Raw genomic sequence first — 13341 nt, 5'->3', positions numbered from 1 at the left:
CCATGACGACACTCGGCGCACTCGTGATCCTCTATCACCCGAGCGATGCGCAGCTCGACGCGCTGCGCGGCTGGCGGCACGCGTGCGACGCGCTGCTCGTCGTCGACAACACGCCGCAGCCCGATGCGCGTGCGCGCGAGCTGTGCGTGCGCGACGGCATCGCGTGGCTGCATCACGGTAATCGCGGCGGGATCGCGGGCGCTTACAACGCGGGGCTCGCGGCGCTGTTCGGCGACGGCGTCGATGCAGTCGCGCTGTTCGATCAGGACTCGTCGGTGCCGGCCGGATACTTCGCGACGATGCGCGGCGTCTGCACAACGCTCGCGGCGCGCGCGTTCCTCGCCGGCCCGCGCATCTTCGACGAGAACGCGCAAAGCTTCCTGCCGGAACTCGCGACGAACGGGATCGGGTTGCGCCGGCTGAGTCTCGCCCCCGACGCACCGATGCAGCGCTGCGCGTTCCTGATCTCGTCGGGCTGCGTCGTGTCGCGCGATGCGTTCGACGTGCTCGGCCGCTTCGACGAGACGCTGTTCATCGATCATGTCGACACCGAGTACAGCTTCCGCGCGCTTGCGCGCAACGTGCCGCTCTATGTCGTGCCGTCGCTGGTGCTGCCGCACCGGATCGGCGCGAAACGGCGGCATGCGATCGGCCCTTTCGAAATGACGTCGATGAATCACTCGTGGCAACGGCGCTACTACAGCGCACGCAATGCGGTGCAGCTCGGCATGCAGTACGGGCTGCGCTTTCCGGTGGCGCTCGTGCCGAATCTGCTGACCGTGTGGCAGGTCGTGCAGATCGCGCTCGTCGAGCGCGACAAGCGCGCGAAGCTGGCCGGCATCCTGTTCGGCGTCGCGGACGGCCTGTTCGGCCGCCTCGGCCCGCTCGAGCGCACGCGGCCGCGTCTGGCCGCGCGGGCGCAGCACGTTCGGCAGGGGTGACGATGCGGAGGATGAGGCAAGCGGCGGGTTCGCCGCGTGGCGCGAAGGGCGGCTGGTCGATCGCGGCGGCCGCGGCATTGCTCGCATTGGGCGGATGCGTGCCGTCGGGCTTCCTGCCGGCGCTGTCGCTGCGCGCGCCGGCCGACGATGCACTCGTGCATACCGCCGGCCCGGGCGCGAACGGCGCGTGGCCGGCGCCCGACTGGGTGAAGCAGCTGCAGGATCCGCAACTCGACGATCTGGTCGCCGAGGCGTCGCGGAACAATCCCGATCTGCAGGTCGCACAGGCGCGGCTGCGGATCGCGCAGGCGCAGCTTCAGCAGTTCGATTCGCTGACGGGCCTCACGGGCACGGCCGGCGCGACGATCAGCCGCGCGCGGATGCCGAAGCCCGGCGACATCGCCGACGTGACGGCCGGCGGCTATCGCGTGCCGGTGCAGATCTTCGGCGATCCGAACGTGTCGCCGTCGTCGATCTTCGTCGGACTGAACTATCAGCTCGACCTGTGGGGCAAGAACCGCGCGGCGACGAAGAGCCTGATGTCGTTGCGCGACGCGGCAGGCGTCGAGGCCGAACAGGTGCGGCTCACGCTCGCCGTCGCGATCGTCACCGTGTATTGCCAGCTCGACCAGGCGTACGCGATGCGCGACCTGTTGCAGCAGAAACTGAAGATCAGCCAGCGCGTGACGGCCGTGCTGCGCGAGCGCACCGCGCGCGGCCTCGACAACGCGTACGACGCGAGCGATGCGTCGATCAAGCGCAGCCGCCTGCTCGAGCAGATCGCGCTGAACGACGAGCAGATCAAGCTCGCGCAACTGCAACTCGGCGTGCTGTCCGGCCGTGGCCCGGAGCGCGGGCTCGCGCTGCAGCGGCCGCGCGTCGGCGCGTTCGCGGGCGGCGCGCTGCCGGCCCGGCTGCCGGCCGATCTGCTGGGCCGCCGGCCCGACATCGTCGCCGCGCGGCTGCGGGTCGAAGCCGCGTTCGCGAATGCCGACTCGACGCGCGCGCAGTTCTATCCGGACGTGAACCTCGTCGCGCTCGGCGGCGTGTTCGCGTTGACGCCCGCATCGCTGTTCTCGCGCGATTCGCTCGCGGGCTCCGTCGGCCCCGCGATCTCGCTGCCGATCTTCGATCGCGGCCGGCTGAAGGCGAAGCTCGGCGCGGACGTCGCGCAGGCCGACGTCGCGATCGGGTTGTACAACAAGACCGTCGACGATGCGCTCGGGCAGGTCGCGCAACTCGTCACGTCGCTGCAGACGTCGCAGACGCTCGTCGCGCAGCAGCAGGACGCGGTCGCGGCCGCGCAGAAAATCGTGGAGATCGCGGCGGATCGGCATCGGCGCGGCGTGCTGATGCAGAAGGACGTCGATGTCGCGGATCTCACGCTGATCGACGAGCGCGCGCAGATGATCGCGTTGCTCGGCAAGCAGCGGACGCTGCGGGTCGGGTTGATCGGCGCGCTGGGCGGCGGATTCGACGCGAGGAGCGGGGCGTCGGCGCCCGCTTCGGCATCGACGCCGGCTGTTCGCCAAGCGCGCGGCGGCGTGGCGAAGCGAGGACCGGCGACGGCGGCGAGCGTGAGTCGGGCGACTGCGACGGCGGCGCCGCCCGATACGCGTTCGGCGGCCGGGGCCTCGCGGCAGGCCGCCGGATCCGGCGGCACGTCGGCCACCGGTGTCGCATCGCGCGATACGGCGACCCGTACGTCGAATGCGGCCGCGGCGAACAACGACCCGACGCCACGCGGTGCACCCGCGTCGACCCGTACCGCGTCCGCGAACCTGGCGGCCGACCCGCGCGCGACGCCGGCCATTCCGCTGTTTCAGCATGACCGCCTGATCGTTACGCAAAGCGACTGATGCATCACGACAACCTTCATACCGCCGCGCCGCCGGCCTCACTCGGTGACGACCCTGCGCTCGACGCGCGCCGCGCGACGCGCCGCAAGCGCTTCATGGTGTTCTTCGCGATCGTGCTCGCGGCCGCGCTCGCATGGCTCGCGTTCTGGTTTTTGAGCCAGCGTTACTACGAAGACACCGACGACGCGTATGTCGCGGGCAGCATCGTGCAGGTTGCCGCGCAGATTCCGGGCGCCGTGACCGACGTGCTGGTCGCCGATACGCAGGTCGTGCGCGCGGGGCAGACACTCGTGCGGCTCGACGATACCGAGGCGTCCGTTGCGTTCGCGCAGGCGAAGGCGCAACTCGTGCAGGCCGTACGGCAGGTCGCGAACGCGAAGATCTCGAACACGATGTACGTCGAAGCGGTGAACGCGCGACGGGCCGACCTGCAGCTCGCGCAGCGCGCGCTGGCGGCGCGTTCGGGCGCGTCGGTCGAGATCGTCGCGCCCGAGGAGCTGGCGCGCGCCCGCGCGGCGGTAGCCGGCGCGCAGGCCAACCTGGCGGCCGCGCAGGCGCAGCTCGATGCGGCGCGCGCGCTCGGCACCCGGCTGCCCGTCGACGAAAGCCCGGCCGTCGTGCAGGCGGCCGCGCAGTTCAAGCTCGCCTACCGGAACCTGAAGCGCACGACGATCGTTGCGCCCGTCGACGGCACGGTCGGACAGCGCTCGGTGCAGGTCGGCCAGCAGGTCGGCCCCGGCGTGCCGCTGATGTCGATCGTGCAGCTCAACCGCTTGTGGATCGACGCGAATTTCAAGGAAGGGCAGATTCGCCACATGCGCGTCGGGCAGCCGGTCGAGGTCGTATCGGACCTCTACGGCGCACGCATCGTCTATCGCGGCCGCGTGCAGGGATTTTCGGCGGGTACGGGCAGCGCGTTCTCGATGCTGCCGTCGCAGAATGCCGCCGGCAACTGGATCAAGGTCGTGCAGCGCGTGCCGGTCGTGATCGCGCTCGATCCGCGCGATCTCGCCGCGCATCCGCTGCGCGTCGGGCTGTCGATGCGCGTGACGGTCGACACGCACGATCGCAACGGCCATGCGCTCGACAGCGAACCGCCGACGCCGGCGGTCAGTACGCGCGTGCACGACGGCGTGGCGAGCGAGGCCGAGGTAGCCGCTGCGGCGATCATTCGGGAGAATCGGGGAGGGTAGCGGCAGGGTAGCGGCGCGGCCCGGCGCGCATCGCCGCGGATGCGGGGGAACGAACGCATCGTCGTTCCCCCGCGCGCAGGCGGTCATACTCCCCGCCTGCGCCGGGTCATGGTCAGAAGAACACGAACTGGCCGCCGACGAGCGGCACCCGCGCCGCGTCGCCGGACGTCGTATTGCCCGTCATCGACGTCATCGCGAAACCTGCGAGTCCGCCATACCGCTGACCGTAGCCCTGCGTGTAGGCGATCCGGCTGGTGGTCGACGATGCTTGCGTCGTTCCGAAGTCCATTCCCACGATGCCGCCGAGCGTGGCATTCAGGCCGCCGCTCACGGTGCCTGACGACGACGATCGGTCGATCGTGCCGCCGTTGATGCCGACCAGGCCGCCGACCTTCGCGCGTGCGCCGCCGTTGACGCTGCCGCTTGCGTCGGACAGCACGATCGAGCCGCGCGCGTGGTTGCCGACGAGCCCGCCCGCATTACTGTCGGCGCCGGCGGAAACGGCGCCTTGCGCATGTGACGAGGCGACCGTTCCGACGTTGCGGCCGATCAGGCCGCCCGCGTCGCTATCGGCGAGAACCGATACCTTGCCGGACGCGTTGCCGTGGTCGACGCGGCCGACGTTGATGCCGACGAGCCCGCCCGCAGCCGCGTCGTTGCCGGCGACGGCGACCGTACCCGTGGCATTCGACTTGTCGATCGTTCCGTCGGCGGCGTTAATGCCGACGAGGCCGCCCACCGTGCTGCGCGTGCCGCCTACGACGTCGCCGCTCGCGCGCGATGCGGCGATGGCACCCGAGTTGAGGCCGACCAGCGCACCGGCCACGCTGGCCGTACCGGCGGTGACACGGCCGGACGTCTCGGATCCGAGAACCCGGCCTTGATTGCGTCCGACGAGACCGCCGACGGCGGCGTCGGCGCTCGCGACCGATACAACGCTGCTGCTCGACGAGTCGCGGATGTCGCCGCCGTTGAAACCGACGAGCCCGCCCGCATTGCTGCCGGCGCCGGCGGAAACAGTGCCTTGTGCATGCGACGATTCGACGGTTCCGGTGTTGCGGCCGGTCAGGCCGCCGGCGTCGCTGTTGCCGAGGACCGATACTGCGCCGGATGCGCTGGACCCCGACACGCGACCGTCGTTGCGGCCGACGAGCCCGCCCGCCGTCGCATCGTTGCCGGCGACGGCGACCGTACCCGTGGCGTTCGATTTGTCGATCGTGCCGACGGCGGTGTTGATGCCGACGAGGCCGCCCACCGTGCTGCGCGCACCGCCTGCGACGCCTCCGCTCGCGTGCGATGCGGCGATGGCGCCCGCGTTGACGCCGACCAGCGCACCGGCGGCGCTGGCCGCGCCGGCGATGACGCGGCCGTCCGCATCGGACCCGCCGACCGTGCCGGTGTTGCGCCCGACGAGACCGCCGACGGTTGCGCCCACGGTCGCGACCGACACGGCGCCGTGGCTCGACGAATCGCGGATGTCGCCGCTGTTGAAGCCGACGAGCCCGCCGAATCCGTTTTGTCCGTTGTCGGGCGACGTGCCGGCGGCCTGGATCGAGACGCTCGCGTCGGCACGGCTGCGGGCGATCGTCGCGGTGCCGAGCCGGCTGTCCGGCGACGTGATGTTTTCGCCGACGAGCCCGCCGAGCGCGGTCGTGTAGCGGTTGCCTTCGACGCGGCCCGACACCGATGCGCGGTCGATCGTGCCGCTCAGGTTCGTGCCGACGAGACCGCCGGCGATGTTGGCGGCCGAGCCGCCGCTCGTCACGACGACATTGCGTGCATGCACGTTCGACAGCGTGCCCTGGATGTTCGCGCCGACCAGCGAGCCGACCATCACGGGCCCGATACCGTAGTTCGCCGTGCCGCGCGCCGACACCGAATCGAGCGTCAGGTTGGCGATCGTGCCGAAGTTTCCGGCGAACAGGCCCACGAACGGTCCGTCGTTGTAGACGGACAGCCCGGAGATCGTATTGCCGAGGCCGTCGAACGTGCCGGTGAACGCCGCATCGCCGCCGATGCTGCGGAACGCGCCGCTGCCCTTGATCGCATTGCCGAGCACGTAGCGGCCGTTCAGGTTCGTATCGACCGCGCGCAATTGATCGACGTCATGGATCACGCGATAGGCCTGCCCGTTCGCGCTGAACGACGCATTCGCGCCCGACAGCGTGACGGTTGCGTTGTCGTTCAGCACATGTCCGTTACCCGAGTTCAGCGCGAGGGCGGCGTTCGCGCCGGTCAGCGCGAGCGGACCGGCGATGTCGATACGCTTCGCGGCGTTGACCTCCAGCCCGGCGCGGCTGCCGTGCGCGCTCAACGCGCGTTGCAGCTTCACGCCGCCGCGCTGCGACGCGAGCGACAGCGTGTGGTCGCCGCTCCAGTTCACGGGGCCTTCGACCGACAGGTCGCCTGCCGCGCCGGTCAATGCAACGTGGGTCGTGTCGAGATTGCGCGACAGCGTGGCTGCGCCGATCGTCGCGTTCGCATCGTCGGCGACGCGTGCGTTTGCCGTGTCGATCTTCCACGTGCCCGAGCGGCCGTTCGCGCCGCGCGTGTCGACCTTCGCGTCGTCGGCGATGCGCACGTTCGCGCCGCGCGTCGCAACTTCGCCGCCGTTGCCGGCCGCGGCACTCGCGTCCAGCGTGCCGCCGGCCAGCACGGTGCCGCCGTCGAGCGTGATGCGCCCGCCGTGGCTGCTCAGTCCACGCGCCTCGATGGTGCCGGTGTTGTTGACTGCCGCGTTCAGCAGGTCGCCCGCGGCGCGCGCAGTCATCAGCACTTCGCCGCCGTCGGCTTTCAGCAGCCCGCCGTTGCTCGCCTGCGCGTCGACCGCGCCGCCTTCGACCTGCACGCTGAGCAGATCGCTGCCGTCGAAGTTGACCTTGAACGCGTTGCCGGCGCCGAGCGCGATGCGGCCCATCTTCGCCTGGATCACGCCGGTGTTCGACACGCGCGCGCCGAGCAGCGCGACGCTGCCGCCGTCGGCGGCGGTGATGTGGCCGGCGTTGGCGACGGACGCGGCCGATGTGCCGGCGAAGCGATAGTTGCCGGCGAGGAAGTCGGCATCGGACAGGTTCTGCGTGGACGCGACGAGGCTGCCGACGTTGACCTGCGAGCCGGCGCCGAACATCACGCCGTTCGGGTTGACGAGGAAGACCTTGCCGTTGGCGTCGATGCGTCCGTCGATCTGGCTGCCGCGGGTGCCGATCACGCGGTTCAGCGCGATCGACGAACTGCCGGGCTGGTGGAACGACACGCGCTCGCCGCCGGCGACGCCGAAGTCCTGCCAGTGGGTGATGAGCTTGTCGGAGTGCTGGTTGATGGACATCGTCTTGCCGTCGGCGGACGTGGCGATGTCGGCGTGGCCGGCGACGACGGCTTGGCCGGTGGGCAGCGCGTGGGCGGGCACGGCGGCGAGGCCGAGCAGCGACACGGCGGCGGCCGCGACGAGCTTGCCGCCGCCGGATTTGCCGCGGCGGCGCGCGGTTTCCCCGACTGCGTTCCAGCACCCTTGTGCGTGATTCCACACCAATGCGTAGGTCTTGTTCATCGTTTTCGTTTCCTGGGTGATGAGTATATTGAGTTCATCAGTCCACCTGACAACATGACTGATGAACGATGGCGCGGAATGAATTTCCGCTTCAAGCGGCGGACGATCTGCCCGCCGCCATGTGCCGGCGCCGGCGGTCGGACTGCCCGCCTGCGCCGGGTCACAGTCAGTGGATGCCGAACTGGTTGCCGACGAACGGCACGTTCATGGCTTCGCCCGATACCGTATTGCCCTGCATCGACGTCTTCGAGAAGCCCGCGATGCCGCCGTATTGCTGACCACGGCCAAACTCGTAGGCGACCCGGCTGCTGGTCGACGACGCTTGCGCGGTGCCGCGGTTCGTCCCGATGAGGCCGCCGAGGTTCGCGTACAAGCTGGCGCTCACGGTGCCGGACGACGCCGACTGGCTGATCCTGCCGTCGTTGAGACCCACCAGGCCGCCGACGTTGGCGTTGCGGCCGCCCGTCGCGTTGCCGGTCGCGTCGGACAGCTCGATCGTGCCGCTCGCGTGGTGGCCGACGAGCCCGCCGACGTTGCTCTTGTTGCCGGCGACGACGGCTGCCGACGCATGCGAGCTTCGTACCGTGCCGCTGTTGAAGCCGACCAGTCCGCCCGCCTGGCTCGCAGCGTCGGCCATGACGGTGCCGCTCGCCCGTGACGAATCGACGGTTCCGGTATTCCGGCCGATCAGGCCGCCGATCTCCGCGTTTTCGTCGGCCTGGACCGTGCCCGATGCGCTGACGCTCACGACGCGGCCGCCGTTGGTACCGACGAAGCCGCCGACGCGGCTGTTCGTTTCGCCTCGCACCGAGCCGTGCGCGGACGACGCGCCGATCGTCGAATTCGCGTCGGTGATGCCCGCAAAGCCGCCGATCGATTCGGTATCCATACCGTCCACGCTGCCGCGTGCGCTCGATCCGTCGATGATGCCGCCGGCCGCGTTGCGGCCGACGAAGCCGCCCGCCGGTGCGCCGGCGAAAGTCATCACGTCGCCGCTTGCGTTCGACGCGTCGATTCTTCCTCGATTGATGCCGACGAACCCGCCCACGGCGCCGACGGCGTTGCGCGCCGCCACGTCGCCATGTGCGTCCGACGCCTGGATGCGGCCGCCGTTGACGCCGACGAGCCCGCCGGCGACGCCGTTATCCAGCGCCGCCACGTCGCCGGTCGCACTGGAACGGTCGACGAGGCCGTCGTTGACGCCGACGAGGCCGCCCGCGATGCCGTTCGTCGCGGCTGCGACGCTGCCGGATGCGTAGGCGCCCGTCACTGCGCCGCTGTTGCGGCCGACGAGGCCGCCGGCCGTGCCGCGCACGCCGGCCGTGACACTGCCGCCTGCGCGCGAGGCGGCGATGGCGCCCGCATTGACGCCGACCAGTGCACCGGCGACGCCGGCCGTGCCGGCGGTGACACGACCGGACGCATCGGATCCGGCGACCGTGCCGGTGTTGTTCCCGACGAGACCGCCGACGGCTGCGCCGGAGCGTGCTACGTACACCTGCCCCTTGCTCGACGAATCGCGGATATCGCCGTTGCTGAAGCCGACGAGGCCGCCTATCCCGCTTTTCTCGCTGTTGACGAGCGTGTCGGCGATATCGATGGAGACGTTCGCGTCGGTGCGGCTGCGGGCGATCGTCGCGGTGCCGGAGCGGGCGTCGGGCGACGTGACGTTCTCGCCGACGAGCCCGCCGAGCGCGGTCGTGTAGCGGTCGCCTGCGACGCGGCCCGACACCGACGCGCGGTCGATCGTGCCGCCCTGGTTCCGGCCGACGAGGCCGCCGGCGACGTTGGCGGGCGAGCCGCCGGTCGTGACGGAAACATTGCGCGCGTGCACGTTCGACAGCGTGCCTCGCACGTTCGCGCCGGCCAGCGAGCCGACCATCACGGGCCCGATACCGTAGTTCGCCGTGCCGCGCGCCGACACCGAATCGAGCGTCAGGTTGGCGATCGTGCCGCTGTTGATCGCGAACAGGCCGACGAACGGCGCGCTGTTGTAGACGGACAACCCGGAGATCGTGTTGCCGAGGCCGTCGAACGTGCCGGCGAACGCCGCGTTGCCGCCGATGCTGCGGAACGCGCCGCTGCCCTTGATCGCATTGCCGAGCACGTAGCGGCCGTTCAGATTCGTATCGACCGCGCGCAAGTCATCGACGTCGCGGATCACGCGATAGGCCTGCCCGTTCGCGTTGAACGACGCATTCGCGCCCGACAGCGTGACAGCTGCATTGCCGTTCAATGCGTGACCGTCGCCCGAGTTCAATGCGAGGCTGGCGTTGCGGCCCGTGAGCGCGACCTTGTCGTTGACGGCGATGCGTCGTGCGGCGTTGACTGCGATGCGCGCATTGACGCCACTCGCCGTCAGCGACTTGCCGAGATGTACGTCGCCGCGCACGGACGTCAGCGTGAGGCCGTGATCGCCGTTCCAGCCAATCGCGCCGTCGGTCGTCAGCGCACCGTCGGTGCTCGTCAGTTCGACCGGCGTGGTGCCGAGATTGCGCGACAGCGTGGCCGCGCCGATCGTCGCGTTCGCGTCGTCGGCGACGCGTGCGTTCGCCGTGTCGATCTTCCACGTGCCCGAGCGGCCGTTCGCGCCGCGCGTGTCGACCTTCGCGTCGTCGGCGATGCGCACGTTCGCGCCGCGCGTCGCAACTTCGCCGCCGTTGCCGGCCGCGGCGCTCGCGTCCAGCGTGCCGCCGGCCAGGACGGTGCCGCCGTCGAGCGTGATGCGCCCGCCGTGGCTGCTCAGCCCGCGCGCCTCGATGGTGCCGGTGTTGTTGACTGCCGCGTTCAGCAGGTCGCCCGCGGCGCGCGCAGTCATCAGCACTTCGCCGCCGTCGGCTTTCAGCAGCCCGCCGTTGCTCGCCTGCGCGTCGACCGCGCCGCCTTCGACCTGCACGCTGAGCAGATCGCTGCCGTCGAAGTTGACCTTGAACGCGTTGCCGGCGCCGAGCGCGATGCGGCCCATCTTCGCCTGGATCACGCCGGTGTTCGACACGCGCGCGCCGAGCAGCGCGACGCTGCCGCCGTCGGCGGCGGTGATGTGGCCGGCGTTGGCGACGGACGCGGCCGATGTGCCGGCGAAGCGATAGTTGCCGGCGAGGAAGTCGGCATCGGACAGGTTCTGCGTGGACGCGACGAGGCTGCCGACGTTGACCTGCGAGCCGGCGCCGAACATCACGCCGTTCGGGTTGACGAGGAAGACCTTGCCGTTGGCGTCGATGCGTCCGTCGATCTGGCTGCCGCGGGTGCCGATCACGCGGTTCAGCGCGATCGACGAACTGCCGGGCTGGTGGAACGACACGCGCTCGCCGCCGGCGACGCCGAAGTCCTGCCAGTGGGTGATGAGCTTGTCGGAGTGCTGGTTGATGGACATCGTCTTGCCGTCGGCGGACGTGGCGATGTCGGCGTGGCCGGCGACGACGGCTTGGCCGGTGGGCAGCGCGTGGGCGGGCACGGCGGCGAGGCCGAGCAGCGACACGGCGGCGGCCGCGACGAGCTTGCCGCCGCCGGATTTGCCGCGGCGGCGCGCGGTTTCCCCGACTGCGCTCCAGCACCCTTGTGCGTGGTTCCACACCAATGCGTAGGTCTTGTTCATCGTTTTCATTTCCTCGGTGATGAGTAGCTTGAGTTCATCAGCAAACCTAACTGACGAATTGAGAGGCGAAACGGCTTTCCGCTTCATGCGGCGGGCAGTCACGCCGCCCGCCGCCCGAATGCCGGCCCGCGGCGCTGCCGGGCTGGCCGTCGGCGCCGGGCGACTCAGAAGTACTGGGTCGCCTGGAGCCAGACACCTGGCGATCGCGTGATCGCGGCCACCTCGTCGGACCTGCCGAGCGGTCGCGAGACCGCGACGTTGACCTGCCGGCTTGCGCCGTACCAGCCGAAGCCGATGCCGGCCGACGACAATTGCAACGTGTTGCGTTCCCGGTTCCACGGCTGCTTGTTGAGCTGTACGCGTCCCGTATCGACGAAGGTGCTGACTTGCCAGCCCGGCGCGGCGAGGTAGCGCAGCTCCGCGCTGGCCTGCCAGCCCTGGTCGCCGCTGCCCGCGCCGAGCCCGTATGCGCGCACCCCGTACGGGCCGCCGAGGCTGAATTTTTCCGACGAGTCGAGATTGCGCGATGCCAGTTGCGCGCTGAACTGCACGTAGAGCTGAAACCGTGCGGTGAGCGCCTGCAGCCGCAATGCGTTGACGTTCAGCTTGGCGAAGCGGCCGTGGGTTTTCGCGAGCGAATCGAAATCGAGCGGATCGTTGCCGCTCATCCGGCCGATGCCGAACGTCACGGACGCACTGCTGCGGCCGCCGCCGAACCAGTCGTCCTGGTTGCTGCCGCCGATGCTGAACGACCCCATGCGAATGCGTTTCGCGCCGTGCACGTCCAATGCGTCGTAGTCGTCGTGCAGCCGCTTGTTCTCGTAGAGCAGCTGCGCATTGACGTTCGCGCGGCGGCTGCGCAGCAGCGGTTGCGAGACGGATACGCTTTGCACCGATGCGCGGCCGTGATAGTCGAGATCGTCGAAGCTTCCGCCGACCCGGTAACCCATGTCGGAATACGCGACGCCGAGCCGGGTTGACGCGGGGCCGACGGGCAACTGATAGGCCGCGCGGTAATAACGCTGGCGCGAATCGCTGGTGAGCCCGCGCAGCGCGAACCGATCGCCGAGCCGCAGCGGGGCGTCGACGTCGACGCTGCCGGTGGCGCGATAGCGGCCGGTGAGCGGGTCGCCGTAGTTGTCGACATCGAGCGAGCCCGATGCGAACCGGCCGCGTTCGACGTCGACGGCGAGATCGGTCGTGCCGGCTTCCGCACCCGGGCGCAGCGTGCCCTTCGCGATGACGCCCGGCAGGTCGTCGAGCAGCAGCAGGCTGCGCTCGAGCGTGTCGCCCTGCACGGCGTCTCCGGGGCGCAGGCCGGCGAGCGGCCGGCGCAGGACGCCGTCCAGCACGCGCGAGCGGTTGTTCAGTTCGATGGCGCCGTAACGGCCTTCGAGCACGTCGATGCGCACGACGCCGTCGTCGATGTCCTGCCGCGGCAGGTAGGCGCGCGCGAGCACGTAGCCGTGTTCGCGGTAATACGCGGAGATCCGGTCGGCGGCTTGCCGGAGTTCGTCGAAGCTCAGTTCGCGGCCGACGAGATCCGCGAGAAGCGGCTGCAGCCGTTCGGCGTCGAACGCACGATTGCCGCCGATCGCGAATGCCTGCACCCGTACGCGCGGCCCGGCGTCGTCGCCGGGCGGCGGCGGCTTCGCGTCGGGCGGCGGCGCGATGGCGAGATCGGGCGGCGAGTCGGCAGGCAGGGTGGGGCGTGTGGCCTCGATGTCACGCATCGATTGCCCGGCGCTGGGCGGCAGCGCGTGTGCAATGCCCGGCAGCAACAGCACGGCGCCGATGCGCCAGACCGGGAGGCCCGCCCAGTGCGCGATGCAACCGGTGCGGGCGGTGCGATGCCGTGGACGAGACGTGTCGTGTAGCGGGAGCGGCTGCCCGGAGATCGCCGACCCGACGGCGGTATCGGAATCGGCGTGGTGCGGGATGCGGTGGATGGGACGAATTTTCACCCTCGACGGATTGGCGCGCCGATGGGCGCGTGGAGCGTCGGGGATACTACGGAGCGTGGCCGCGTATTGATATTGGATGAGTACTAGGCCAACTGCGTTATCGATTTGTCTTGTCAGATTTTGTCGAAAACGGGGTGCGACGTGCGGGATCCGCATGCAGGCGTATCCCGGGGCGCCGATGTCGGCCCGGATCAAACGCGTGTCGCGTTTGAGACATCGGCCCCCCTGCCTCCCGGACTACT

At 70.2% G+C, this 13341-nt stretch carries 6 protein-coding genes; 3 read left to right on the top strand and 3 right to left on the bottom strand.

What is annotated here, in order from left to right:
* Window positions 1–2: 2 nt before the first annotated feature.
* The 3 genes from WS95_RS08915 to WS95_RS08905 are packed head-to-tail and all read left to right on the top strand — an operon-like array spanning window position 3 to window position 3993.
* Window positions 3–941, top strand: coding sequence for a glycosyltransferase family 2 protein (locus WS95_RS08915; protein WP_059823344.1), 939 nt, complete (start codon window positions 3–5; stop codon window positions 939–941).
* Between the two features lie 2 nt (window positions 942–943).
* Complete coding sequence (locus WS95_RS08910) at window positions 944–2800, top strand: efflux transporter outer membrane subunit (protein WP_441294156.1); 1857 nt, start codon at window positions 944–946, stop codon at window positions 2798–2800.
* A complete protein-coding gene (locus tag WS95_RS08905; RefSeq protein WP_034204253.1) occupies window positions 2800–3993 on the top strand; it encodes an HlyD family secretion protein in 1194 nt (397 codons plus the stop codon). The genes WS95_RS08910 and WS95_RS08905 overlap by 1 nt, the downstream gene beginning before the upstream one ends.
* Before the next feature lie 112 nt (window positions 3994–4105).
* Here the strand turns inward: WS95_RS08905 and WS95_RS08900 are convergent, their stop codons facing one another.
* From WS95_RS08900 to WS95_RS08890, 3 genes are all read right to left on the bottom strand, one after another.
* Window positions 4106–7540 (bottom strand): two-partner secretion domain-containing protein, encoded by a 3435-nt coding sequence (locus WS95_RS08900; protein ID WP_059823342.1) that lies wholly within the window; start codon window positions 7538–7540, stop codon window positions 4106–4108.
* A 166-nt stretch (window positions 7541–7706) separates the two neighbouring features.
* Window positions 7707–11135: a two-partner secretion domain-containing protein gene (locus WS95_RS08895; protein ID WP_059823561.1), complete on the bottom strand. Its 3429-nt coding sequence runs from the start codon at window positions 11133–11135 to the stop codon at window positions 7707–7709.
* 164 nt (window positions 11136–11299) lie between these two features.
* On the bottom strand, window positions 11300–12922 hold the full coding sequence (locus WS95_RS08890; protein ID WP_306454099.1) for a ShlB/FhaC/HecB family hemolysin secretion/activation protein: 1623 nt from the start codon (window positions 12920–12922) through the stop codon (window positions 11300–11302).
* Window positions 12923–13341: the final 419 nt, after the last annotated feature.

It is taken from the genome of Burkholderia sp. MSMB1826, assembly GCF_001526325.1.
GTDB lineage: Bacteria > Pseudomonadota > Gammaproteobacteria > Burkholderiales > Burkholderiaceae > Burkholderia.
The sequence above is the reverse complement of the archived record's forward strand: the minus strand, read 5'-3'. Positions and strand labels throughout refer to the sequence as shown.